Source organism: Corynebacterium sp. HMSC070H05 (assembly GCF_001837615.1).
GTDB classification, from domain to species: domain Bacteria; phylum Actinomycetota; class Actinomycetes; order Mycobacteriales; family Mycobacteriaceae; genus Corynebacterium; species Corynebacterium coyleae.
Genome location: NZ_KV833341.1, coordinates 232,246 through 257,190 on the forward strand (window position 1 = coordinate 232,246; position 24,945 = coordinate 257,190).

Consider the following 24,945-nt stretch of genomic DNA (forward strand, 5'->3'; position numbering starts at 1 on the left):
CGATAAATCTGGGTGTGAAGGCTAGGCCCGCTGGGCGTGGGCGGCGAGTTGGATTGCCGCCTTGCGCCACTGCTTGGTCTCTGCGTGAGCGGCGGCGTAGCGCCACTGTCTGACAAGATCACCGTGCATCGTTTCGACGAGCGCGGTGGCCTCTTGCGTTGTCTGGGGGTCGTTGTAGCCGTCCGCGAGGGTGTATCCGGCGGCGGGAACTAACGATTGGCCGTCTGTGTCGCCGAGCAGTTCCGTAAGCGCCTCGGTGCGTTCGTGGGACGCCTCGCGCAGTTCGCTAATGCGGGTGCGCAAAGCCTCGTCGGCATGGGCGAGCGCGAGGCCGAGGCCGTAATACATCGCGTTTTCGCGGGCGAGGAGGTCGGCGGCGGATTGGGTGGCGGCGTCGTCGTCAAGCGGGCCCTCGATCTCAATCTTGACAGGAGTGAGCGCAAGCGCATCGATGGCTTGGGCTACTACGAGGTCAACCGAATCGTCAGGCACCTTGTCGGCGGCGGTGACGGTGTGCTCCAAAAGGGCTGCGCCGTCCGCGGCTGCCGGAAGGTCGGTGTCGCCATACCCGACGTTGCAGGACTGCGGGGTCTGTCCAGTTTCGTCCGTGCCGCACAGGCGCAGTGCTTCGTCTTGAAGCTGCTCGCTCTGGAACTTGCGCAGTTCCGCCCACTCGGGGTGCTCCCCGAACACCCAATCAGCGGAGGCTTGCTTGGCCAGCGACATGATCTCGCCGTTGGCGCGAGGGCCGACAACATCCATCACTGTGCAACTGGTCAGGAGCAGTACAGCTGGCAAAACAAGCAGTTTCTTCACCCGCTGCACGTTACACGCTAGGTTTGACGCATGGCATTTCCCACAGATAACGAACTTGAACAATTGGTCGCCCCTGTCGTGAAGGCGTACGCGATGGACATTGAGAACATTCGCACCGTCAAGGCGGGGAAGAAATCGCAGGTCGTTATTGCGCTCGACTCGGATACGCACCCGACGCTGGATGAGTTGGAGGAAGTGTCCAATGAGCTATCAACGCTTTTCGACGACCTCGAGCAGCGCGGGGAAGTCAACTTCGGCGCCGGATACACGCTTGAACTGACCACCCCTGGTGTGGATATGCCGCTGACGCAGCCGCGACACTTCCGTCGCAACCAGGGCCGTCTGATTAAGGCGGGTGAGCAGAAGTGGCGCATCGCCGTACTGGATGAGGCGCAGGAGCATGTTGCGCTGGTGCGTTCGTCGAAAAAGGGCGATGAGGTGCGAATTGCACCGGTTTCAGAAATTGCTGGTGCAGTGGTAGAAATTGAGTTCAACGCGCCGCCAGCAGCAGAAGTTGAGCTGGCGGATCAGACGTTTGCAGAGCTCGAAGCCGCAGCGGCGGCACAGGAAGGAAACAAGTGAATATCGACTTGAACGCGCTGAAAACCATCGAAGAACAGCAAGGCATTTCGATGGAGGACCTGCTGACCACCATCGCAAACGCGCTGCTGTTTTCATACCGCGAGTTCAAGGAGGAAAGCGGTACCGAGCGTTCCAAGGCGCGTGTGGACATTGACACCGAAACGGGCGACGTTGCCGTTATCGTCAGCGAGCTCGACGCCGAAGGCGAAGTCATCTCTGAATACGACGACACGCCGGTGAACTTCTCCCGAATTGGTTCCGTCGCCGTGCGTGACGCGATCAAGGGCCGTCTGCGCCAAGCGGAGGCTGGCCGCGTTTACGGCGAGTACGCCGAACTCGAGGGCCAGATTGTCTCTGGGCTGGTCCAGCGCGATGCCCACGCAGAGGCGCGCGGCATCAGCATCGTCCAGCTCGGTACGGAGGCAGACCCGCAGGACGGCATCCTGCTGCCGGCAGAGAAGATCCCGGGCGAAGTGTTGCGCCACGGCGATCGCATCAAGGCTTACGTGGTGGGTGTGAACAAGGGCGACAAGCGCGTGCAGGTCAACCTGTCGCGCACGCACCCCGAGTTGGTTCGAGGCCTGTTCGCACTCGAGGTGCCGGAGGTTGCAGACGGATCAGTGGAGATTGTCAGCATTGCACGTGAGGCCGGCCACCGCTCCAAGGTCGCGGTTCGCGCAACCGTCAAGGGCGTCAACGCCAAGGGTGCGTGCATCGGTCCGCGTGGTGCTCGCGTGACCAACATCATGCAGCAGCTAGGCGGCGAGAAGATCGACATCATCGACTGGGATGCAGACCCGGCGAAGTACGTCGGCAACTCCCTGGCCCCCTCGAAAGTGGTGGATGTCACGGTGCTCGATGCGGATATGCAAGCAGCTCGCGTGACGGTGCCGGACTATCAGCTCTCCTTAGCCATCGGCAAGGAAGGCCAAAACGCCCGCCTGGCCGCCCGCCTGACCGGCTGGAAGATCGACATCCGCTCCGACGCTGATATCGCCGACGACGAATAAGGTCTTTGCCAACGTTTATGAAACCCGCAGGAAGTACAGATTCTGCGGGTTTTCGCGTACAGTGTTTAACGGCTTTGCGTCCGCACGTTGGGTGCGGCGGCCCACCACGCACACGAGTGCGCCGGTGTGAGACATAACGGCACAGTGTTAGACGGCAGATAGGTTGCGGGAAGGATGTGAATGAGCGGAATGCGTAAGCACCCCATCCGCACACGTACCTGTATTGCCACCCGAAAAACTCACCCCGACGTCGAACTGTTGCGCGTGGTCGCCGATCCGGACGTGCCGGGGAAGATCCTCGCCGACCCGGACCGGAAACTGCCTGGTCGGGGAGCATGGATTACCCCGTCGTTGGACGCAGTCGAGCTGGCGGAACAACGCCGAGCCTTTGGGCGAGCGCTCCGTCTGTCTGCGAAAGTAGACCTAGGTCATGTACGTACGTACCTCGCCTCGTCGCAAAGCAGAAGCGCCGAGGCGGTCGACCCAGAGAATGAAGGAAAGACCGAACACTGATGAGTACGCAACCATGAAGCAGCATCAGCGATGAAAGTCACTGACCACGTCTAGGGGCCGGTAGCCGAAGGGCACTGGGCTCCTAGCATGAACAACAAGGAGACATGTGTCCGGAAAGCTACGCGTACACGAGTTGGCTAAGCAGCTCGGCGTAACAAGTAAGGAATTACTCGCAACCCTGAAAGAACAGGGTGAGTTTGTGAAGACGGCGTCGTCGACCATTGAGCCGCCTGTCATCAAGAAGATGAAGGCGCACTACGCCAAGCTCAATGGCGGTGGCGCAGACGACAACGAAAAGAAGGAAGCACCGACTCCGGCGAAACCGCCGCTGAAGAAGCCTGGCCAGAACCGTGCCAAGCCTGCAGCGCCGAAGCCCGCCGGTTCCGCACCAAAGCCGGGCGAGGCTGCGAAGCCGAAGCCGGCTCCGGCTGCTCCGAAGGCACCGGCTGCGAAGGCTGCGGGTGAGCCGGCCCAGAAGCCAGGCGCCCCGAAGCCGGGCGCACCGAAGCCTGCAGCGCCGAAGCCTGCGGGTTCCGCCCCGAAGCCAGGCGCACCTAAACCCGCAGCTCCAAAGCCCGCAGCTCCAAAGCCTGCAGCGCCGAAGCCGGCTGCTGCGAAGAAGGACGGCCCGACTCCGGGCGGTATGCCTCGCCCGATGCCGAAGCCTGGTGGACGCCCGCGCGTTGCTAACAACCCGTTCTCGTCCAACACCGGCGGTGGGCAGCGCCCGCCGCGTCCGGGTGGACGTCCGGGGCAGGGTCGCGGTGGCCAGGGCCAGGGCGGCCCACGCCCGGGTGGTGCCCGTCAGGGTGGCGGCAACCGTCCGTCCCCGGCGGATATGCCGGCAGGTCCGTCGCCGACACAAATGCCTGCGAAGGCTGCACCGGCCGGTGGCCGCGGCGGTGGCCGTGGTCGTGGCCGTGGTGGCCAGAACGGGCCACAGCGTGGCGGTTTCGGCGGACCGGGTGGCGGTTTCCGCGGTCGCGGCGGACGTCGCGGCGGTACCGCAGGTGCATTCGGCCGTCCGGGTGGTGCACCCGGCAAGCGCCGCAAGTCCAAGGGCCAGAAGAGGGCTGAGTACGAGGAGATGCACAAGCCGAACGTCATCGGTGGCGTTCGTCTCCCCGACGGCGGTGGCAAGACCGTTCGCCTGCGCCAAGGCGCGACCCTGTCTGACCTCGCTGAGAAGATCAACACCGATGCATCGTCGCTGGTGCAGGCGCTGTTCAACCTCGGTGAGATGGTGACGGCAACGCAGTCCGTGTCTGAGGACACCCTGCAGCTGCTCGGCGCTGAGATCAACTACGAGGTCCAGATCGTCTCGCCTGAGGACGAGGACCGCGAACTGCTCGAATCCTTCGACCTGCAATTCGGTGAGGACGAAGGCGGCGAAGAGGAGCTCGAGCAGCGTCCTCCAGTGGTCTCCGTCATGGGTCACGTCGACCACGGTAAGACCCGCCTGTTGGACTCCATCCGCAAGGCAAACGTGGGTCGTGGCGAGGCCGGCGGTATTACCCAGGGCATTGGTGCATACCAGACCGAGGTCACCCTCGACGGCCACCCGCGTAAGATCACGTTCCTGGATACCCCGGGCCACGAGGCGTTTACCGCCATGCGTGCCCGTGGTGCGAAGTCGACCGACTTGGCCATCCTCGTGGTGGCAGCGGACGACGGCGTCATGCCGCAGACCGTTGAGGCGATTAACCACGCCAAGGCTGCGGAACTGCCGATCGTGGTTGCAGTGAACAAGGTGGATAAGCCGGAGGCTTCCCCGGAGAAGATCCGTGGCCAGCTCACCGAGTACGGCCTCGTGCCGGAAGAGTACGGCGGCGACACCATGTTCATTGACATCTCCGCGAAGCAGGGCACCGGTATCGACAACCTGCTGGAGGCTGTGCTCCTGACCGCAGATGCGGCGCTTGAGCTCACGGCGAACCCAGACATGGACGCACAAGGTATTGCCATCGAGTCCCACCTGGACCGTGGCCGTGGCCCGGTGTCCACCGTCATCGTGCAGCGCGGCACCCTGCGTGTCGGTGACTCGATTGTCGTTGGCGGCAACTTCGGTCGCGTGCGTCGCATGGTCGACGAGTGGGGCGAGGACGTGGAAGAGGCAGGCCCGTCCCGTCCGGTTCAGGTCCAGGGCCTCAACGGTGTTCCTGGCCCGGGCGACAACTTGCTCGTGGTTGAGGATGACCGTGTGGCTCGCCAGATTGCTGCGCAGCGTGACGCTCGTCAGCGTGCGGCGATGCAGGCACGTCGTAAGAAGCGTGTCTCTTTGGAGAACCTGGATCAGGCTCTCAAGGAGCGCAGCCAGCTCAACCTCATCCTCAAGGGCGACAACGCCGGTTCGGTGGAAGCCCTCGAGGAGGCGCTGCTCAAGATCGAGGTCGACGACGAGGTGCAGGTCAACATCATCGACCGTGGCGTCGGTGCTGTGACCCAGACCAACGTCACCCTCGCGGCGGCATCCGACGCCATCATCATTGGCTTCAACGTCCGCGCGGACGGCAAGGCCACGGAAGAGGCGAATGCCGAAGGCGTGGAGATCCGCTACTACTCGGTCATCTACCAGGCGATCGAGGATGTGGAGCAGGCGCTCAAGGGCATGCTCAAGCCGATCTACGAAGAGCGCGACCTGGGCGAAGCCGAGATCCGTCAGATCTTCAAGGCTTCCGCAGTCGGCCTCATCGCAGGTTGCATGGTTACCGAGGGCAAGGTCAAGCGCGGTGCGAAGCTGCGCCTGGTCCGCGACGGCAACGTCATTACTCCGGATGCGTCGATCGATTCGCTGCGCCGCGAGAAGGACGACGTCAACGAGGTAGCCAAGGGCTACGAGTGCGGCATGGTGCTGTCCTACCCGGATATCCAGGTGGGCGACATCATTCAGACCTACGAGATGGTCGAGGTCCCGCGCGACTAGTCGTCGCAAAGCAATTGCTTATCGACGAAACCCCCGCCCCGCACGCACGTGCTCGGCGGGGGTTACACTATGCAGAAGTTTTGAGGAGGAGTGACATGGCTGATAACACCCGCGCCCAGCGGTTGGCGAAGCAGATTCAGACGATTGTTGCTTCCGCGATTGAGCGGGAGATTAAGGACCGCCGGCTGGAGTTGGTCACTGTGACCGACACCCGAGTCACCGGGGACCTTCATGACGCCACCATTTACTACACAGTGCGTGGCCAAGAGATCGACGACGAACCTGACTACGAGCAGGCCGCTGAGGCGCTCAACCGTGCTCGCGGGCAGATCCGCAAGATCGTGGGAGATCAGCTTTCGGTTCGGTTCACGCCGACCATCTCGTTTGAGCGCGATACCGTGCCGGAAGCTTCCGCGCACATGGAGGAGTTGCTCAACCGTGCCCGCGCGCGTGATGAGGAGCTAGCAAAGCTGCGCGCAAATGCGAAGCCGGCTGGCGATGCTGACCCGTACAAGCGCTCCGGTGAAGGGGAGTAGTGCCCTGAACAGCCAGCTGTTTGCGGAGCATGCTCCGCTATTTGCCGAGGTTGCCGCTCGTATCCGCGCCGCGGACCGCGTCAACGTGGTCGCACACATCAACCCCGATGCGGATGCGATCGGGTCGGCGTGTGCGCTCGCAAAGGGGCTCACGGCGCTTGGTATCGACAACGACGTTTACATTGGCCAGCCGTTGCCGCACCCGGCGAATATGCGCACTATCCCGGGAGTCGATGAGATCATCTACGGCGAAACTTTGCCGGAGGATGGCCTTGTTGTCACCGTGGATTGTGCCTCCGCAGATCGCACAGGAGCATTCCTGGTCGATGTTTCGGATAACCCGTCGCGCGTTGTTGTCATCGATCACCACAACACCAACCCCGGGTTCGGCGACATGAATTTGATCGTCGAGTCCGAATCGACCACAACGATGATCCGCGAGTTGCTTGATCATCTTGGGGTGGAGCTTGACGAGGACATCGCGTACTGCCTGTACGCGGGCTTGGTCACCGACACTGGCAGCTTCCGGTGGGGCACACCGAGGATGCACCGTTTGGCCGCGGAGCTGATGGGCTACGGCCTGAATACTCGCCAGATTGCGCTGGACCTGATGGACACGATGAGTGCGACTGACCTCCAGCTCATGGGCGCGGTGTTGGCGGAAACCCAGATCATTCCGGTCAAGGGGCTCTCCGTTGCAGTGCTCACCATCCCCACGGGGTTGTTAGCGCGCATGAGTCAGCCAACGGTCGAGGCGATCATCGACTACGCACGTGCCCTTGAAGGCACCGACGTTGGTGTGGTGTTGAAGCAGTACAGCAGCAAGCACTGGGCGATGTCGCTGCGTTCTACGGTGCTGAATGTTTCAACCGTCGCGCGCTCTCTTGGCGGTGGCGGACACAAGGCAGCAGCGGGGTACTCGGCCACCGGTTCACGCTCTGAGGTCGTCCGCGACCTGCTCGACGCATTGCCGGAACCCGCCGACCGATGAGGGGCGCGGACGCTGCCCGCACACCAACCGCGCGGGATATCTTGATGCTCGCGCTGCCCGCGCTCGGCGTGCTGGCAGCCAACCCGCTGTACCTGTTGCTGGATACCGCTGTCGTTGGCAGGCTCGGCACCGCGCAGCTGGCTGCACTCGCTGCAGGCGCTGCCATCCAGTCGACCGTGACAACCCAATTGACGTTCTTGTCCTACGGCACGACGGCGCGAAGCTCGCGGTTTTATGGTGCGGGAAAGCGCGACAAGGCAGTCGAGGAAGGTGTACAAGCTACCTGGGTAGCGCTCGGGGTGGGCGCGATCTTGGCGCTGATTGTGTGGGTGTTCGCCCAGCCGTTGGCGATGGCGCTTGCAGGAGACGTTGACACGAGTGTGCGCGCTGCGTCCTGGATGCGTGTATCCGCATTCGCCATCCCGATGACGCTGATCATCATGGCCGGAAACGGCTGGATGCGCGGCGTGCAAAATACGCGATTGCCCTTTTACTTAACGTTGTGTGGCCTCATTCCCGGCGCGATCTCGTTGCCGTTGTTGGTGAACAAGTACGGGCTTGTGGGCTCCGCGATATCCAACGTGATTGGCATGGGGATCACGTCAACGTTGTTCGTGGTGTTTCTTATCAGGGAGCACCGGACGTCGGGCCGGGGCTGGGCGCCGCAGTGGTCGGTGATTTCCAAGCAGCTCGTGTTAGGCCGCGACCTGATTTTGCGGTCGTTATCGTTTCAAGTCTCGTTGCTGACCGCTGCTGCAGTTGCTGGTCGCTTCGGCGTGGTTGCGCTTGCTGCTCACCAGTTGATGCTGCAGCTGTGGAACTTCCTCACACTCGTGCTTGATTCGCTGGCTATTGCGGCGCAGACCCTGACCGGCTCGGCTTTGGGGCGGGCAGGGGCGCAGGACGCACGCGCTGTTGGTGAGCACGCATTGAAGTACTCGATGGTCTTCGCGGTCGTGCTGGCCGTGGTGTTCGCGTTGTTCCGTGAGCCGATTCTGGGTTTGTTTACGCAGGATCAGGCGGTCGTCGATACGCTGCAGCTGCCGTGGCTGTTGTTTATCGCCATGATCATCGCCGGGGGAGCGGTGTTTGCGCTCGACGGGGTGCTGCTTGGTGCGGCGGATGCGGCGTACCTGCGCAACCTGACACTGTTTTCTCTGCTCGGGGTTGCGCTGCCGATCATCATCGCTTCCGGTTTCTTCGGCTGGGGCCTGACCGGTATTTGGGTCGGACAACTCGGCCAAATCCTTGTGCGCCTCGTAGGTGTAGTGCACAGGTTCCGTTCCATGCGATGGGCAGTGACAAGCGGTGATGGTAGGAATGACGCATGACCACGACACTCTGGGCAGTCAGCGACCTGCACGCCGCAGTGAAGCTCAACGGCCCAAAAATCGACGACATCCAGCCTACTGACCCGTCTGACTGGCTCATCGTCGCTGGCGACGTGGCCGAACGGTTCGAACTCATCGTTGAAGTGATGACAGAACTGGCCAGTCGGTTCGACACCGTCATCTGGGTGCCCGGCAACCACGAGCTATTTTGCCGTTCTGCGGACAGGTACCGCGGCCGAGAAAAGTACGCCATGCTGGTTCAAGCGATGCGCGCTATCGGTGTGATTACCCCGGAAGATCGCTATCCGGTGTTCGGCGGAGTGACCATCGCGCCGCTATTTACGCTGTACGACTATTCGTTCCGCAGCAGGGAAATGACTGTCGACGAAGCCCTGCAGGCCGCCCACGACAACAACGTGGTGATGACAGACGAGTTTGCCATCGCACCATTTGTGGATATCCGTGGCTGGTGCTGGGACCGTTTGGCCTACACCACCAAACGCTTATCCCGCATTAGCGGGCCGACGATTCTGGTCAACCACTGGCCGCTGGTGCAGGAGCCGGTGCAGCGCATGATGTGGTCCGAAATCGCCCTGTGGTGCGGGACCCGGCACACCAGGACATGGCCCAAGCGCTACAACGCGCAGGCAGTGGTGTACGGTCACCTGCACATGCCGGGGGTGACCAAGGTCGATGGCGTCGACCACATTGAGGTCTCCCTGGGCTATCCGCGCGAGTGGCGCCACCACCCGTCCACGCGGCAATTCCCGTACCCGGTCATGGAGGTTGAATAGTGATGCAAGATATTTCGCTGTTTCCTCCAGAAGCACGCTGCGTCTTTTTACTTACCGACGACGCCGGCGACCTCACCCGCTACGACGACCTGCACCCGGCGGAGCGCCAAGAGGTCAAAACCGCAGTCGATTTGCGCAAGGGAGAGTTCGGCGATGCCCGCTGGTGCGCACACCAGGCACTGCGCGAACTGGGCGTGGAATCTGCAGGCGCAATCCTGCGCGGGGAACGCGGTATGCCGTTGTGGCCAGAGGGGTTTACCGGCTCGCTGACCCATACCGATGGCCTGCGCGCCGCTGTCGCAGCACCAACCCGGTACGTACTGTCGATGGGGCTCGATGCGGAGCCGGCAGAATCGCTGCCAGACGGGGTGCTGGAGTCGATCGCCAGTGATACTGAGATTGCGATGGTCAACGGTATGCGTCAGCAGGGGCAGCAATGGGCCGACCGGCTGCTGTTTTGCGCCAAGGAAGCGACCTACAAGTGCTGGTTTCCGATGACACGGCGTTGGCTAGATTTCGACGAAGCCGAAATTGAGTTGCGCGCCGACGGCACGTTTGTCTCGCAGCTCCTCGCCCGTCCCGCGCCGGTGCCGGTGTTTGAGGGCCGCTGGGTGGTCCGTGGTGGCTACGTGGTGGCTTCCACGTACGTGCGCTAAGCGCTAAAGCGTGGATGGCCGCGCCACAAACACCGTGGCTAGGCGCTTGCCCTGCTCTTTCACTAGGGCGACTGCTTTGCCGTCTGGTCCGACGGCGGCGTGCACGCCCTTCAAACCGCGCGGCTCGAGCCACTTGCCCATGGAGAGCGCCGCGTATTCATCAGTATTGACATCAAGCACCGGCCACGAGCGGGTCAGTGTCTCATCCATGGTCAGCGACAACACAGCATTGTCTTCCAACCCTTCGAGGGTGTGCGCGTCGTCGATGGAGAATGGGCCGACGGAGGTTCGTCGCAAAGCAATCAAATGCCCGCCAACCCCCAGTGCTGCGCCGAGGTCGCGGCCCAGCGAGCGGATATAGGTGCCGGAGGAACAATGCACGCGGGCGTCGATGTCGACGACGCCATCGTGGTGGCGGATCTCGCTGACATCGAAAGCGTGGACGGTCACGGGGCGGGGAGGAATGGTGACCTCCTCACCGGCGCGCACCAGTTCGTGGGCGCGGCGCCCATCGATCTTGATCGCGGACACCTTCGACGGAACCTGCATGATATCGCCGGTCAGCAGTGCGATCTGCTCGTGGATCGCGTCGTCGGTAACCGCGGACGCGTCGTGCGTTTCGGTGATCTCGCCCTCCGCATCGTCTGTGGTCGTGGACGCACCGAGGCGGATCGTCGTTTCGTAGACCTTGTCCTCTGCGACCAGGTGCGCCAGCAGCTTCGTGCCGCGCTCAATGCCTGCGACAAGCACGCCCGTGGCCATCGGGTCGAGCGTGCCAGCGTGGCCAACCTTGCGAGTACCGAAGAACCGACGCAGACGCGCGACCACGTCATGACTCGTCAAGCCCTGAGGCTTATCGACGACAACAATGCCGGACTTTTCGAGGGGATCGTTCATGCTTTTGAAGTATGCCGTACTGTGTCCCCCGTGGATATTTTGCGTGGCCTCGACGCAGTGCCGGAAACGTTTGGCGAGCCTGGTGGCACCGTCGTCACTATCGGCGTCTTTGACGGTGTGCACAGAGGCCACCAACTGCTGATCTCGAAGGCCGTGGATACCGCACGTGAACTCGGTGTGCCAAGTGTGGTCATGACCTTTGACCCGCACCCCGTGACGGTATTCGCCCCAGGTCACACACCTGCGGCGCTGATGTCGCTTGAGGAGCGCGCCCGCCACATCGCTGAGTTGGGCGTGGACTACTTGCTTGTCATTGATTTCCGGCACGAGCTCGGCGGGGTTTCGCCCGAGGGGTACGTCGAGGATGTACTCGTGGGCCAACTGCGCGCCCGCCATGTGCTGGTGGGGGAGAATTTCACCTTTGGTAAGGATGCCGCAGGCACCGCTACAACCATGGCGCAGCTAGGGGAGCGCGCTGGCATCGACGTGACAATTGTGCGATTGCTTTCCGACGGCGGCGTCAAGGTGTGCTCCACCGCCATCCGCGACGAACTCTCCGGCGGAAACGTACAAACGGCGACCGACTACATGGGACGGCCGTTCTCTGTGATCGCCCCGATTGAACGTGGTGCCGGCCGTGGCGGCAAGGAACTGGGATACCCGACGGCCAACCAGTACGCATCGGATGCGGCCGCGATCCCGGCTGACGGTGTCTACGCGGGCTGGCTCACCATCATCGACGACGCCCCCATCGACGGCGACATGGAACCCGGCGTGCGCTACCCAGCGGCGATCTCCGTGGGGACGAACCCCACGTTTGGCGACAACCGGCGCAGCGTTGAGTCGTTTGTGCTCGACCGTGACGCTGACCTGTACGGGCGGATGGCCCGAGTGGAGTTCGTGGGCAAGGTTCGCGACATGGTCAAGTTTGACTCCGTTGAGGAATTACTTGAGCACATGGCGCGCGATGTGGACACCACCCGCGATATTCTCGGTGCATGACCACGAAGCTGATCCTGGACCTTGACACCGGCATCGACGATGCCCTGGCACTGGCGTACGCACTCGCGTCGCCCGAAGTAGAACTCATCGGCGTGACCTGCACCTACGGCAACGTGGTTGTCGAGGATTCAGTGCGCAACACCCTTGCCATCTTGGAGCTGTTTGGCCGCACAGACATTCCGGTGTTCGCAGGCCCAGACCACGCGCGCGCGAAGGACTCCTTCGAGGTCCAGGAGATCTCCGCGTTCATCCACGGCAAAAATGGCATTGGCGAGGTGGAGATCCCTGATCCGACGCGTCAGGTGGAATCGACGTCTGCGGTGGACTTCCTCGTCGAGTCGGTTACGGCGTACGGCGATGACCTCATCATCGTGCCCACAGGCCCGTCCACCACAATCGCGGCAGCGGTCGAGGCATCCAACGTGTTCCGTGAAAATGCCAACATCGTGATGATGGGCGGCGCGCTCACCGTCCCAGGCAACGTCACCGCCTGGTCCGAAGCGAACATCAACCAGGACCCCGAAGCAACCGACCTGTTATTCCGCCAGCTGCGCAACGTCACCATGATCGGTCTTGACGTCACGCTGCAAACGCTTTTGACCACTAAAGAGACCGCGAAGTGGGCCGAACTGGGCACCACCGGCGGGAAGTTCCTTGCCGACATCACGAACTACTACATCGACGCCTACAAGACCACCTCGCCACACCTTGGTGGCTGCGGACTGCACGACCCGTTGGCGGTTGCCGTGGCTATCCAGCCGGGTTTGGTGGACACGCTTGGCATCAACATGAAGGTGGACACCGAGGGCGAGACGCGTGGGCGCACGATTGGCGACGAAACCCGCCTGAACGACCCGGACAAGTCCGCCGCAGTGGCCGTCACGGTAGACACCGCAGGTTTTCTCGAGGAGTTCATGCGACGTCTGACGAGTTTGGCGCAGTCCACGCCGGTCGTGTAACCTCTTTGAGGTCTTGCGCCAGACGACTGTGGTTCGCGGCAGTTATGGTGCAGCACAGACTTTTTCCGTAGAACGCGAACTGAAACAACCAAGGAGCACCTCATGGCACTGTCCACTGAGAAGAAGGCCGAAATCCTCAAGGAGTACGGCATCCACGAGACCGACACCGGTTCCACCGAGGCACAGGTTGCGCTGCTCACCGCGCGTATCAACAACCTGACCGAGCACCTGAAGGACCACCAGCACGATCACCACTCTCGTCGTGGCCTGCTGCTGCTCGTTGGTCGTCGTCGTGGTCTGCTGAAGTACCTGCGCGAGAACAATGTTGATCGCTACCGTGATCTCATTGCCCGTCTGGGTCTTCGTCGCTAAGCAATAGCGCCAAAAATAACGCCTCACCTGCACGGTGGGGCGTTTTTTGCTATTATTGCTGCCCGTTGCAAGAACACCTATGACATGGCGGCACCGATGATCGCCAACACGCCTTCGAAGGAGAGGGATCTTTTGCGCAACTTTAAGCCAAACAACTCGTTTGATGTCCACGTCGATGAAGATTTCGGCGTCACCGAAGCGGTTGCCACGCTGGATAACGGCGACTTCGGCACCCGCACCATTCGTTTCGAGACCGGCCAGCTCGCGCGCCAGGCCGACGGTTCCGTCACCACGTACCTCGACGAAGAGACCATGATGCTGGCCACCACCACCGCATCCAACCAGCCGCGCGAAGGATTCGACTTCTTCCCGCTGACCGTCGACGTTGAAGAGCGCATGTACGCCGCGGGCAAGATCCCGGGCTCGTTCTTCCGCCGCGAGGGCCGCCCGTCCACCCAGGCGATCCTGGCATGCCGTCTGATCGACCGCCCGTTGCGCCCGACCTTTGTTAAGGGCCTGCGCAACGAGGTTCAGGTTGTCATCACGGTGCTGTCGCAGCACCCGGAGGAGTACTACGACGTTGTCGCGATCAACGGCGCGTCCGCCGCGACGCAGCTTTCCGGCCTGCCGGTGTCCGGCCCGGTTGGTGGCGTGCGCATGGCACTGCTTGCCGACGATAAGCATCCCGAGGGCCAGTGGGTGGCATTCCCGAACTACGAGCAGCACGAGCGTTGCCTGTTCGAAATGGTCGTTGCTGGCCGCATGGTTGAGCGTAAGCGTGGCCGCAAGACCGAGGAAGATGTCGCCATCATGATGGTGGAGGCTGGCGCCGGCGTGAACGTGGTCGAGCAGATCAAGAAGGGCTACCCAGCCCCGACTGAGAAGACCGTTGCAGAAGGCCTCGAGGCTGCCAAGCCGTACATCGAGACCCTGTGCCGCGCGCAGCGTGCGCTTACCAGCGAGGTTTCCACCGAGCAGAAGGAATTCCCACTCTTCCCGGCGTACTCCGAGAAGGTGTTCAAAGCCGTTGAGAAGAAGGCTGCGAAGAAGCTGTCCAAGCTGATGACCATTGCATCGAAGGCTGAGCGTGAGAACGCCACCAACGAGTACATGGAAGACATCGAGGAAGATCTGTTCGACTCCTTCGATATCGACGATGACGAGCGCGAGGAGCGCGACGCAGCATCGAAGGAAATCCGCGCCGCGTACAACGCATTGCAGAAGCAGATCGTGCGCGAGAAGATCCTCACCGAGGGCTTCCGTATCGACGGCCGCGGCGTGACCGATATCCGCGACCTGGGTGTCGAGGTGGAGCTCATCCCGCGTGCCCACGGCTCTGCGTTGTTCGAGCGTGGCGAGACCCAGATTCTCGGCGTGACCACCCTGGACATGCTGAAGATGGAGCAGCACCTCGACTCGCTGCACCCGGAGGAGTCCAAGCGCTACATCCACCACTACAACTTCCCGCCGTACTCCACTGGTGAAACCGGACGCGTCGGCTCTCCGAAGCGCCGCGAAATCGGCCACGGTGCGCTCGCCGAGCGTGCCCTTGAGCCGGTGATCCCGTCGCGTGAGGCGTTCCCGTACACGATCCGTCAGGTTTCCGAGGCGCTCGGTTCTAACGGCTCGACCTCGATGGGCTCCGTGTGTGCTTCCACGCTGTCGCTGTACAACGCTGGTGTGCCGCTGGCAGCACCGGTTGCGGGTATCGCGATGGGTCTGGTCTCCGGCGAGGTCAACGGTGAAACCGAATACGTTGCGTTGACCGACATCCTCGGTGCCGAAGACGCGTTCGGCGACATGGACTTTAAGGTCGCCGGTACCCGCGAGTTCATCACCGCCCTGCAGCTAGACACCAAGCTCGACGGCATTCCGTCCAGCGTTCTTGCAGATGCGCTGAACCAGGCCCGCGACGCCCGCGAGGCCATCCTGGACACGATGGCTGAGGTCATCGACGGCCCGGACGAGATGAACCCGCTCGCACCGAAGATCACCACTGTGAAGATCCCGGTATCCAAGATCGGCGAGCTGATCGGCCCGAAGGGCAAGACCATCAACCAGATCACCGAGGACACCGGCGCAGACATCTCCATCGAGGACGATGGCACCGTGTTCGTCTCCGCCACCTCTGGTGAGGCTGCCGACGCCGCGATTGAGAAGGTCAATGCGATCGCGAACCCGCAGATGCCGAAGGTGGGCGAGCGCTACCTTGGCACCGTGGTCAAGACCGTGGCGTTCGGCGCGTTCGTGTCCATCACCCCGGGCACCGATGGCCTGATCCACATCTCCAACCTGGGTGGTAACACCCGTGTAGAGAAGGTCGAGGACGTCATCAACGTCGGCGACAAGGTCGAGGTTGAGATCCGCGACATCGACAACCGTGGCAAGATCTCGCTTGTCCCGGTGGAGGATAACGCGTAGTTTTTCGCTAACATCATGGGCGCTTCCCAGTTGGGGAAGCGCCCGTTTTGTCTTGCTAGGGCAGAAGACGCAACCTTTTGCCAAGCGCCAGTGCCGAGGTCATGAGCGGGCCGTAGAGCCGCTTCGGCATCGCGTGTGGGCCGCGCATAGACACGATGCGTTGCTGTGCGATGTTTTTCACCTCGGTGTATTTGGTCATTCCGTCGCGTCCGTGGCGCCGGCCCATCCCGGATTCCTTTACCCCGCCCAGCGGGGTTGCCATCGAGCCCCATGTAGCGGCGTAGCCGTCGTTGATCGTCGCGCTGCCGGCTTCAACGCGGCGCGCGATCTCCCAGGCGGTGTGCGGGGATGCAAACACGGAGGCGTTAAGTCCGTAGGGGAGGGCGTTTGCCAGATCGATCGCCTCATCGACGCTGCCCACACGCTGGACATACACGACGGGGCCGAATACCTCTTCCTCACGCAGGTTCGCGTCAGCGGGTAGGTCTGCGAGAACGGTCGGCGCGAAGTGGAGAGGGCCAACATCTGGGCGAGGTGTGCCACCGGTGACCACCCGTGCACCCTTCGCTACGGCGTCGTCGACGTAGGTCTGCACCCGTTTGAGCTGGGTATCGTCGATAAGCGAGCCCATGTCATAGTCCCAGTTCAGTCCCTTGCCCAAGGTGAGTGATTCGGTGGAGTGGGTGAACGCGTGCAGGAAGTCGTCGTAAATGTCTGTGTGGACGTAGATGCGTTCGATGGACACACACAACTGACCCGCGTTGGAGAAGCACGCGATAGCCATTGTGCGCGCGTGCTTTTGTACGTCGGCGTCCGGCGCGACGATCATCGTGTTTTTGCCGCCGAGTTCCGCGGAATAGCCGATGAGCCGTTCGCCGACAGTGCGGCCCAGTTTCTTGCCGGTGGCGGTGGAGCCGGTGAACATCAGGTAGTCGCACCGCTCGGCTATCGCACCGCCGACTTTTTGGCCGGAGCCTGTCACGACTTGGAACACGTCCGCTGGAAGGCCAGCCTCCACGAGCAGTTGCTTGACGACGAGACACGAAAACGGCGTCTTCGAATCCGGCTTCGCCACCACAGCGTTGCCAGCGATAAGAGCCGGGATGGCATCAGAAATAGCCAGGGAAAGCGGGTAGTTCCACGGACTGATCTGGCCGACAACACCGACGGGGATGCGTTGCTCCCGCGCACGGGTCAGCAGAGGTAGAGCACCCGGGCGTCGTTTCTCTGCCAGAAACGTTGCTGCGTTGCGGGCGTAGTACCGGGCATTATTGAGCACGTCGAGCACTTCGTCGAACGCTGCCGTTCGGTCCTTGCCGGTCTCGAGCTGCACGATGTCCGCCAGCACGTCGCGGTGCCGGTAGACCAGCGAATGGAACGCGTCGAACACCGCGGTGCGATCCGCCAGGCTGCGCTCCGCCCACGCACGCTGCGCCACCCGGGCGCGGCGAAACGCTTCATCCACGTCGTCTGTGGTGCCTGCGGGGACGGTGCCGAGGGGCTCGTCGATAAGCGGAGATGCGACGGAGATCACCTCGCCGCCGTGGTTCGTCGTCAGGGCGACGAGCTCGCTCTGAAGGTGTGCGGGCAGTGGTTGTTCGCGGAGGCGTTTTGGCAGCATAACGCCGATGCTAGACGGGGCAACCGCCGGACGTTGCGTCTTGGCTCTTCGGAGAGTACGGGGTGATCAGTTTCGGTTCCTTGTACTTGCCGGAGATCATGCCGTTTTTGATCATCAGCGAGCGCCCTGGCTCCATGTAGCGCTTGTCCTCAGGCAGGATTTTGAACACACTGCGGATGAACCTTGCGATTCGGTTGAAGCGGCGCTGGTCGCGGTGCGTCCACTCAAGGTCGAGGATCTGGCGCTCCTTGTCGTTGAGCGTGCCCACCGTCAGCCAAATCACGCTGCGCATGATCGGCTTCCAGATGACCTTCCACACAGCCTCGGGGACACCATCCGGCGCCTTTACCGGTTCGACGCGGGCGGTACGCAGCGCGAAATCGACCGTATCGTTGCGCTCAAGCACGGTGTCTTCCATCTCTTCGATGTAGGCGATCAGGTCGTCGTAGGTGTTCATGACAGGGCGCTCGGACAGGCCGTACATGTCCCACCAGGTCACGCCTTCGCGCACGATCTGGTCTTTCTCCGCGTGGGTAAACGGGGTCCCGAACAGTTCCTGAGCGAGGATGACACGGTAGACGAATGTTGCGTGTGCCCACCAGTAGGTTTCTGGGTTGAGCGAGTGGTAGCGCTTGCCGTCGCGGAGCTTGCCCTTGATATCTACGTGGTAATCGCGGATTTGTTTACCGATCACGTCCTGGTCGTCGTAAATCGACGCGATGATTTGTGGGGTGGAGCGCTCGAGGCGTGCGAAGGGCTCCTCGAAAAACTTCGAGTGGTCCAGCAGTGACTGGCCGATGGCTGGGTGCATATTCTGCAGCACGCCGGTGTAGCCGCGCAGGAGTTGAATGCGGTTGTCGGCGCCCCATTTCCACAGCAGCGAGTCAGGGCCGAGCGGTGCGCGTTTTACGTCGCGCTTACCGGTTTTGACACTGCCGTCGAGCAGGTCGTCGAAGCTATCGGATGGCTGTGGCCTTGGCATGGTGTGAAGCGTAACACAATCACGCTCTCCCTTGACCTGTCTCACTGGAAGTTTCTTCCGAATCGTCACGATGGCCGAGCAATTCTTCGCGACGATTCCACGTAAACAATCCGGCAAGCGGCGAGATACCGAAAAGCAGGCCCCAGCGGCGCTTGGCGTCGTCGTCAAGATCGCTGCGCTGAATCTCGCGCAACTTGCGCCACAAGACGAACAACCCAAGGACACTCACCCCGATGACGAAGGCGAGCCCAAGCCACGATGTCGCGTTCATTACTTCTGAAAGTCCACGACGATGCGGGTCGGGTTTTCAAGCACGCTGAGCTTGTACGGGCGCTGCTTGTCCAAACCGACAACGTACTGGGCGTCCGCTTCGAACACGCCGCCGTCCGCGATCTCCGTGATGCTGCCGGCCGCCACGCCGGCAGGGCTGGACTTAGCCAAGACTGCCTCATCTGCAGACATACTTAGCGGCACACCCTGGATGATCAGCGTGAAGTACGCATTACCGGCGGGTTTCAGTGGGAGGCCGGAAGCCTGCTGGCGCGGGTCGGTGTCGTACCCGGCGATCACGCTCGGCGAACCGGTGCCAGACAGTTCCACTACGAGGCGGTCGTATCCCTCGTGCGAACCAGCACGCACGTCTTCGACCATCATCTCGGCGAGTTGCTCGGACTGGATGTGTGTGTCTTCGAGCGAGAACCCATCTTTGGTGGGGGGCTCTACGGGGGCAGCTGCTGCGGCAGGGGAGACATCAGTGGTCGTCGCCGCTTCGCTCGAGGTAGCGGTCGTGCTCTGCGACGTTGGTGCTGTAACGGTGGCGTCGGTACTGGCGTCGGTGCCGGCGTCGTTGTCCGCAGAGCACGCGCCGAGCAGCAGCGCCGCAATGGCACCCGGGATAAGTAGTGTCGTGTGGCGTTTCATAGTCGCCCAGCTTAGGTGGCGCTACCATTGCGGGCGAGCGAAAGAAAGGATGCACATGATCAAGGTTGGAGTGCTTGGCGCACAGGGCAAGGTCGGCTCGGCAGTCGTCGCCGGGGTGAAGAAGGTGGACGATCTCGAGCTGGCGGCGGAGATCAACAAGGGGGACTCGCTGCAAACGCTTGTCGACGAAGGCGTCGACGTCATCGTCGATTTCACCACCCCGAACGCGGTGATGGACAACCTGGAGTTCTGCATTAACAACGGCATTCACTGCGTTGTCGGCACGACTGGCTTCGACGATGCCCGCTACCAGCAGGTCCGCGATTGGTGTGCTGCTAACGAGGGTGTCGGCGTGCTCATCGCTCCGAACTTCGCCATCTCTGCGGTACTCACCATGGCGTTTGCCCGCCAGGCGGCGCCATTCTTCGAGTCGGCGGAGGTCGTCGAGTTCCACCACCCGAACAAACTCGACGCGCCGAGCGGCACCGCGGTCAAGACAGCGCAGGGGATTGCACAGGCCCGCAAGGAAGCCGGTATGGACGCGATGCCGGACGCGACCGAGCAAGCACTCGACGGCTCCCGCGGCGCCGATGTCGACGGTGTGCCTGTCCACGCGGTACGCATGCAGGGCATGGTCGCGCACGAAGAGGTCATTTTCGGCACCACCGATCAGTCACTGACCATCCGTCAGGACTCCTACGGCCGTGAATCCTTCGTCCCAGGTGTTTTGACTGGTGTGCGCGAAGTGGCCAACCGTCCAGGTCTGACGATCGGCCTCGACGAGTACCTCGGGCTCTAAATGCGTGCCGAACTCGTCGCCGCAACCGCCCTGCGCAACACCCGCCCCGCAGGCGGCACCGATGTCACCGACGCAGAGGCGGTTATCGCGCACGCCGCAATGTCGTCCCACGACGCCGAAACAGTGCTGCGCAGGCTTATCGACGACGACCGCACCGACCTTCTCGCCCACGCCAGCGCCACCCTCCACGTGTACGGGGTATCGCGCGCCGCGGCAGAAATCATCCGTGCACACCCCGGTTTCGCGGTGAGCCTGCGTGACGACGACGGCGCGGTCGTCCCGCACCTCATCGCGGAAGACGAGGACCTTGTCAACCTGTTTGACACCGCCATCGAACACATTGCATTCATCCGCCAAGAACTCCTCGACGGTCTCGAGCACGTGCTTGTCGACGACCCCAACCTGCTCTCTCGGCGCAAACGAGCCACCGAAGCAGCACGCTTGCTTCAGCCCTTAGCCACCGCAACGCAACTGGTAATCACAGGGTCGTACGGGGCGTGGCGTGGTTTCGTCGAGAAGCACAGCGGAAAATATGAAGACAGAGAAATCAGAATGATCGCACGCGCGTGCCTCGATGTGCTCCAGCCGGAAGCGCCCTTGGTGTTTGAAGATTTGGCGGCAGGGGAACGTCGATAAGCACATACGTGTCAATAGGAGGTATTCTTCTTGCTCATGGGCTCATCATGCAAAGTTGATACAGGCGCCAACACATTCGGCACCGTCTGCGTCGCCATGGTTACGCCGTTTGATTCCGACGGCAACCTCGACCTCGCCGCAGGACGTCGGCTTGCTGCCCACCTTGTAGAAAACGGAATCGACACACTCGTCCTCGCCGGAACCACCGGCGAATCCCCAACAACCAGCGCAGAAGAAAAGGTTGAGCTGCTCAAAGCAGTGCGCGAAGAAGTTGGCACCAACGCAAAAATCGTCGCTGGAGCCGGCTCCAACAACACCCGCCACGCAGTCACGCTGGCACAACAAGCTGCAGACGCGGGCGCAGACGCCCTGCTCGCAGTCACCCCGTACTACTCCAAGCCCTCACAGGCCGGAGTAGTCGCGCACTTCAAAGCAATCGCAGCCGCAACCGACCTGCCCGTCTGCCTCTACGACATCCCGGGACGCTCCGGGATCCCCATCACTGCCGAATCGATCCGCGAACTCGCCGAGGTCGACAACATTCAGGCAATGAAAGACGCCCGCGGCGACCTCTTCGAAGCCGCAGGCCTTATCCAAGAGACAGGCCTGGCGTGGTACTCAGGCGACGACCCGCTCAACCTGCCCTGGCTCACACTCGGCGCAACCGGAGTTATCTCCGTCGTCGGACACGCAGCACCACAAGCGCTGCGGGGACTCGTGGACGCATTCGAGGCCGGCGACCTCACCCGCGCACGGGAAATCAACGCCAACGTACTCAACGTCCTCGCACGGCAGCAGGCCGAGCTGGGTGGCGTGACATTTGCAAAAGCAGCTCTGCGACTGCAGGGCATCGAAGTGGGAGACCCGCGCCTGCCTGTCGCACCAGCGACAGCCGAGCAGGTCAAGCGGCTCCAAGAAGATATGAAAGAGGCTGGAGTCCTATAAATATGAACGAACCCCGCAACCGCGCCCGCAAGGTGACGCGCAAGGCAGGACCCCCGGAACCGGCTGATCAACAGCCGGTCTTCCAAGCTCCGGAGACCCCGGACACAAACGCACAGAAGAACACCGCCGATAATGGCGGCGACGCGGGCCGTGATGGCGGTCGCGACGGTGGTCGCAATGGCGGCGAAAGGCCGCGCGGCAACCGTGGTGGTAACGGCGGCAACAACGGTGGTGGCGGCAACGGTGGTGGCAGCAGCCGAAACCGTCGCCGTGGCCGTGGTCGCGGTGGCAACCAGGGCGGCGGTCGTCGCAACCCGGTGAAGGGAATGCAAGGCGCCGACCTGACCAAGCGCTTGCCAGCCCCGCCGAAACTGGCCAAGGACACCCTGCGTATCTACGCACTCGGTGGTATTTCCGAAATCGGCCGCAACATGACGGTCTTCGAATACAACGGCCGTCTGCTCATCGTGGACTGTGGCGTGCTGTTCCCGAACTCCGACGAGCCGGGCGTGGACCTGGTCCTGCCGGACTTCGGCCCGATTGAGAACAAGCTGGACAAGATCGACGCGCTCATCGTCACCCACGGCCACGAAGACCACATCGGTGCGATCCCGTGGCTGCTGAAGCTGCGCCACGACATCCCGATCTACTCGTCCAAGTTCACCAACGCCCTGATCAAGGCAAAGACGCAGGAGCACCGCCAGCGTCCGAAGCTCAACGACGTGAACAAGGACTCCGAGGTCACCGTCGGCCCGTTCCGCCTGCGCTTCTGGCACGTCAACCACTCCATTCCGGAGTGCCTCGGCGTGTCCATCAAGACCGGTGCCGGCCACGTCGTGATGACCGGCGACGTCAAGGTTGACCAGACCCCGTACGACGGCAAGCCGACCGACCTGCCGGCCCTGTCGCGTCTTGGCGACGAGGGCATCGACCTGTTCATGTGTGACTCCACCAACGCCACCATCCCGGGCATCTCCGCCTCTGAGGCGGGTATTGAGGAGACGCTGATCCGCCTCGTCGGTAATGCTCGCCAGCGCGTTGTCATTGCCTCGTTCGCCTCCAACGTTGCACGTGTGCAGATGGCGGTCAACGCCGCTGTGGCCAACAACCGCAAGGTTGCCTTCAACGGCCGATCCATGCTCCGCAACATGGAGATTGCGGAGAAGATGAACCTGCTCAAGGCTCCGAAGGGCACGATCATTCCGATCGAAGAAGCCGCGAAGATGGCCCCGCATAAGACGGTACTGATCACTACGGGTACGCAGGGTGAGCCGATGGCGGCACTGTCGCGCATGTCTCGCCGCGAGCACCGTCAGATCACCATCCATGACGGCGACACGATCATCCTGTCGTCCTCGCTCATTCCGGGCAACGAGGAGGCCGTGTTTGCGGTGATTAACAACCTCGCCCAGATCGGTGCGAACGTGATCACCAACGCTGAGGCGCACGTTCACGCGTCCGGCCACGGCTACGCTGGCGAGCTGCTTGCGCTGTACAACGCTGCACGCCCGCGCAACGCCATGCCGGTGCACGGCGAATGGCGTCACATGCGCGCGAACAAGGAGCTCGCGATCTCTACTGGTGTGAAGCCGAATAACACGGCGCTTGCCCAGAATGGTGTTGTCGTCGATATGCACAAGGGCAACATCAAGGTTGCCGGCCAGTACCAGGTGGGCCAGCTCTACGTTGACGGCGTGACCATGGGTGACGTCGATCCGGACGTGTTGGCGGATCGTACGTCGCTGGCATCCGGCGGTGTCGTGTCGATTACCTGTGTTATCGACGACGCCACGGGTCGTCTCCTTGAAGCACCTCGCGTATCGACGACCGGCTACTCCGACGATGACCGCGACTTCAACAAGAAGGTCGTCGAAGGTGTCGAAGCCGTCATGGGTGACCTCGCTGCGGAAGGCGAGAACGACCCGTTCCGTATGGTGCAGCAGATCCGCCGCAAGGTCTCGCGCGCGATCGAGCAGAACTACAAGCGTCAGCCTGTGATCCTGCCGACCGTTGTGCCGATGTCGTCCGACAACCACATCGCGACTGAGGAGGAAATCGCCGCTACCCGCGAGTCCCGCTAGTTCGCTGCGTTAACCCCCAAATCGGGGTCTGGCCGTAACGCCGGGCCCCGATTTTGCTATTTCAGAGGTATGAAAAAGTCACTCGTAGCACTCACCGCCACCGCGACCCTTCTCACAGCCACGCCTGCACTTGCCGACGAGCGAGCACATCCGCTGCCGGAGGGGACACCGGTTCCGTACGATCCGGGCTACACCGGATACTGGATGAGCCACGACGTTGTGCGCCCTGGTGATAAGGACTACTACTCGGCTAATAACGATGCGATTCGCGTGCTGGGTCGTTTCGACGGCGACCAGATCCTGTGCGCACACTACAAAGGTGGCATGCAGGGGTGCTACGTCGAAGGTCAGACGGTCACCGATTTGGGTTACGGCGCGTCGGGTCGGGTCGTGACCACTGACAAGACGTGGGCGATGTTCGCACCTGTACTCCGAGTTTTCATCAATATCGAGCAGAATCTCTTTAGCGTGTTCCGGAGCGCGCAGCTGCTCTAAAAGCTCGTGGCTATGCTCGTTGGCATGTCTTTTGCACAACGAGAACGCTCACGTCTGGCCGAGTTGTTCCTTGAGGTAGGCCCTGATGCGCCCACCTTGAACGAAGGGTGGAACACCTTCGACTTGGCCGCACACCTGCTGATCCGCGAGTCGAAGCCCTTGGCGTTGCCGGGCATGTTCGTGGACGCACTGTCGGGTATGACGGAGAAGGAAACCTCAAAGGTGAAGGCCCGCCCATACACCGAGGTGGTGAACGAGTGGGCGGCCGGCCCGCCGGTGTGGATCAAGCCGTTCGATGCTGCAATGAACACTGCCGAGCACTTTATTCACCACGAGGATGTGCGCCGGGGTGGGGGAGAGGTGCGCCCGCGCGACTTTTCTCGCACGGTGAACGCGCAGCTTTTGGCGCTGGCGAAGCGCTTCGGCGCGATGACGTTGCGCAAGGCTCAAGCGCCCGTGATTCTGACACCGCCGGACCTGCCGCCGGTGACTCTCGGGGATAAGGCAGGGGTGGCACAGCGTGGCGACGACGTCGTGCGCGTCAGCGGGGCACCCGGCGAATTGCTGTTGTGGGTATCGGGTCGCAACGCTGCGGAGATTGAACTGACCGGCGCATTGGAAGCGCTCGATGGTCTGGATGTCAAGATTTAACGCTTGACACC

At 62.1% G+C, this 24,945-nt stretch carries 25 protein-coding genes; 19 read left to right on the top strand and 6 right to left on the bottom strand.

All coding sequences use genetic code 11. The features are described 5' to 3' along the window. Nucleotides 1-21: 21 nt before the first annotated feature. Complete coding sequence (locus HMPREF2617_RS09320) at nucleotides 22-816, bottom strand: DUF4439 domain-containing protein (protein WP_246815410.1); 795 nt, start codon at nucleotides 814-816, stop codon at nucleotides 22-24. Between the two features lie 30 nt (nucleotides 817-846). On the opposite strand from HMPREF2617_RS09320, the gene rimP reads away from it, so the two are divergent. The 9 genes from rimP (at nucleotide 847) to HMPREF2617_RS09365 (ending at nucleotide 10,152) form a co-directional block, all read left to right on the top strand. Continuing rightward, nucleotides 847-1,398, top strand: coding sequence for a ribosome maturation factor RimP (gene rimP / locus HMPREF2617_RS09325; RefSeq protein WP_070451006.1), 552 nt, complete (start codon nucleotides 847-849; stop codon nucleotides 1,396-1,398). Further along, entirely contained in the window at nucleotides 1,395-2,408 is a 1,014-nt protein-coding gene (gene nusA / locus HMPREF2617_RS09330) for a transcription termination factor NusA (RefSeq protein WP_070422289.1), read from the top strand. Before rimP ends, nusA begins: the two co-directional genes overlap by 4 nt. A 189-nt stretch (nucleotides 2,409-2,597) precedes the next feature. Continuing rightward, the gene (locus HMPREF2617_RS09335) at nucleotides 2,598-2,921 is read left to right on the top strand and encodes a YlxR family protein (RefSeq protein ID WP_070451066.1); all 324 of its coding nucleotides are present in this window, start codon (nucleotides 2,598-2,600) and stop codon (nucleotides 2,919-2,921) included. 106 nt (nucleotides 2,922-3,027) lie between these two features. Continuing rightward, entirely contained in the window at nucleotides 3,028-5,844 is a 2,817-nt protein-coding gene (infB, locus tag HMPREF2617_RS09340; RefSeq protein ID WP_070483872.1) for a translation initiation factor IF-2, read from the top strand. Nucleotides 5,845-5,939: 95 nt separating this feature from the next. Further along, complete coding sequence (gene rbfA / locus HMPREF2617_RS09345) at nucleotides 5,940-6,380, top strand: 30S ribosome-binding factor RbfA (protein ID WP_070422292.1); 441 nt, start codon at nucleotides 5,940-5,942, stop codon at nucleotides 6,378-6,380. Continuing rightward, nucleotides 6,367-7,371, top strand: a complete 1,005-nt coding sequence (locus HMPREF2617_RS09350) for a DHH family phosphoesterase (protein ID WP_246821727.1) — start codon at nucleotides 6,367-6,369, stop codon at nucleotides 7,369-7,371. Before rbfA ends, HMPREF2617_RS09350 begins: the two co-directional genes overlap by 14 nt. Further along, nucleotides 7,368-8,702: an MATE family efflux transporter gene (locus HMPREF2617_RS09355; RefSeq protein WP_070840572.1), complete on the top strand. Its 1,335-nt coding sequence runs from the start codon at nucleotides 7,368-7,370 to the stop codon at nucleotides 8,700-8,702. The genes HMPREF2617_RS09350 and HMPREF2617_RS09355 overlap by 4 nt, the downstream gene beginning before the upstream one ends. Continuing rightward, nucleotides 8,699-9,496: a metallophosphoesterase family protein gene (locus HMPREF2617_RS09360; protein ID WP_070422294.1), complete on the top strand. Its 798-nt coding sequence runs from the start codon at nucleotides 8,699-8,701 to the stop codon at nucleotides 9,494-9,496. The genes HMPREF2617_RS09355 and HMPREF2617_RS09360 overlap by 4 nt, the downstream gene beginning before the upstream one ends. Before the next feature lie 2 nt (nucleotides 9,497-9,498). Continuing rightward, entirely contained in the window at nucleotides 9,499-10,152 is a 654-nt protein-coding gene (locus HMPREF2617_RS09365; protein WP_070614539.1) for a 4'-phosphopantetheinyl transferase family protein, read from the top strand. Between the two features lie 3 nt (nucleotides 10,153-10,155). Here HMPREF2617_RS09365 and truB read toward each other — a convergent pair whose 3' ends face one another. Then, entirely contained in the window at nucleotides 10,156-11,049 is an 894-nt protein-coding gene (gene truB, locus HMPREF2617_RS09370) for a tRNA pseudouridine(55) synthase TruB (protein WP_070840573.1), read from the bottom strand. 30 nt (nucleotides 11,050-11,079) lie between these two features. On the opposite strand from truB, the gene HMPREF2617_RS09375 reads away from it, so the two are divergent. From HMPREF2617_RS09375 to HMPREF2617_RS09390, 4 genes are all read left to right on the top strand, one after another. Continuing rightward, nucleotides 11,080-12,051, top strand: a complete 972-nt coding sequence (locus HMPREF2617_RS09375; RefSeq protein ID WP_070451068.1) for a bifunctional riboflavin kinase/FAD synthetase — start codon at nucleotides 11,080-11,082, stop codon at nucleotides 12,049-12,051. Continuing rightward, a complete protein-coding gene (locus HMPREF2617_RS09380) occupies nucleotides 12,048-13,010 on the top strand; it encodes a nucleoside hydrolase (RefSeq protein WP_070483862.1) in 963 nt (320 codons plus the stop codon). Before HMPREF2617_RS09375 ends, HMPREF2617_RS09380 begins: the two co-directional genes overlap by 4 nt. A 102-nt stretch (nucleotides 13,011-13,112) precedes the next feature. Continuing rightward, nucleotides 13,113-13,382, top strand: coding sequence for a 30S ribosomal protein S15 (gene rpsO, locus HMPREF2617_RS09385; RefSeq protein WP_070422298.1), 270 nt, complete (start codon nucleotides 13,113-13,115; stop codon nucleotides 13,380-13,382). A 96-nt stretch (nucleotides 13,383-13,478) separates the two neighbouring features. After that, nucleotides 13,479-15,803 (top strand): polyribonucleotide nucleotidyltransferase, encoded by a 2,325-nt coding sequence (locus HMPREF2617_RS09390; protein WP_070840618.1) that lies wholly within the window; start codon nucleotides 13,479-13,481, stop codon nucleotides 15,801-15,803. A 55-nt stretch (nucleotides 15,804-15,858) separates the two neighbouring features. Here the strand turns inward: HMPREF2617_RS09390 and HMPREF2617_RS09395 are convergent, their stop codons facing one another. From HMPREF2617_RS09395 to HMPREF2617_RS09410, 4 genes are read right to left on the bottom strand one after another with little or no spacing between them, the layout of a single operon-like run. Next, nucleotides 15,859-17,424, bottom strand: a complete 1,566-nt coding sequence (locus HMPREF2617_RS09395) for a succinic semialdehyde dehydrogenase (RefSeq protein WP_141763043.1) — start codon at nucleotides 17,422-17,424, stop codon at nucleotides 15,859-15,861. A 10-nt stretch (nucleotides 17,425-17,434) separates the two neighbouring features. After that, nucleotides 17,435-18,406, bottom strand: coding sequence for an oxygenase MpaB family protein (locus tag HMPREF2617_RS09400; protein WP_070840574.1), 972 nt, complete (start codon nucleotides 18,404-18,406; stop codon nucleotides 17,435-17,437). 19 nt (nucleotides 18,407-18,425) lie between these two features. Beyond that, entirely contained in the window at nucleotides 18,426-18,677 is a 252-nt protein-coding gene (locus HMPREF2617_RS12130; RefSeq protein ID WP_070422300.1) for a hypothetical protein, read from the bottom strand. Continuing rightward, entirely contained in the window at nucleotides 18,677-19,327 is a 651-nt protein-coding gene (locus tag HMPREF2617_RS09410; protein ID WP_070422301.1) for an AMIN-like domain-containing (lipo)protein, read from the bottom strand. The genes HMPREF2617_RS12130 and HMPREF2617_RS09410 overlap by 1 nt, the downstream gene beginning before the upstream one ends. 55 nt (nucleotides 19,328-19,382) lie before the next feature. Between HMPREF2617_RS09410 and dapB the strand changes: the two genes are divergently transcribed. From dapB to HMPREF2617_RS09440, 6 genes are all read left to right on the top strand, one after another. Beyond that, nucleotides 19,383-20,126, top strand: a complete 744-nt coding sequence (dapB, locus tag HMPREF2617_RS09415; protein WP_070816278.1) for a 4-hydroxy-tetrahydrodipicolinate reductase — start codon at nucleotides 19,383-19,385, stop codon at nucleotides 20,124-20,126. Further along, a complete protein-coding gene (locus tag HMPREF2617_RS09420) occupies nucleotides 20,127-20,762 on the top strand; it encodes an FAD-dependent thymidylate synthase (protein WP_070840575.1) in 636 nt (211 codons plus the stop codon). Between the two features lie 36 nt (nucleotides 20,763-20,798). Continuing rightward, nucleotides 20,799-21,707, top strand: a complete 909-nt coding sequence (gene dapA, locus HMPREF2617_RS09425) for a 4-hydroxy-tetrahydrodipicolinate synthase (RefSeq protein WP_070422304.1) — start codon at nucleotides 20,799-20,801, stop codon at nucleotides 21,705-21,707. Between the two features lie 2 nt (nucleotides 21,708-21,709). Next, on the top strand, nucleotides 21,710-23,788 hold the full coding sequence (locus HMPREF2617_RS09430; protein WP_070422305.1) for a ribonuclease J: 2,079 nt from the start codon (nucleotides 21,710-21,712) through the stop codon (nucleotides 23,786-23,788). 69 nt (nucleotides 23,789-23,857) lie between these two features. Continuing rightward, the gene (locus tag HMPREF2617_RS09435) at nucleotides 23,858-24,283 is read left to right on the top strand and encodes a hypothetical protein (protein WP_070771421.1); all 426 of its coding nucleotides are present in this window, start codon (nucleotides 23,858-23,860) and stop codon (nucleotides 24,281-24,283) included. A 24-nt stretch (nucleotides 24,284-24,307) separates the two neighbouring features. Further along, entirely contained in the window at nucleotides 24,308-24,934 is a 627-nt protein-coding gene (locus HMPREF2617_RS09440; RefSeq protein ID WP_083316784.1) for a TIGR03085 family metal-binding protein, read from the top strand. Nucleotides 24,935-24,945 lie beyond the last annotated feature (11 nt).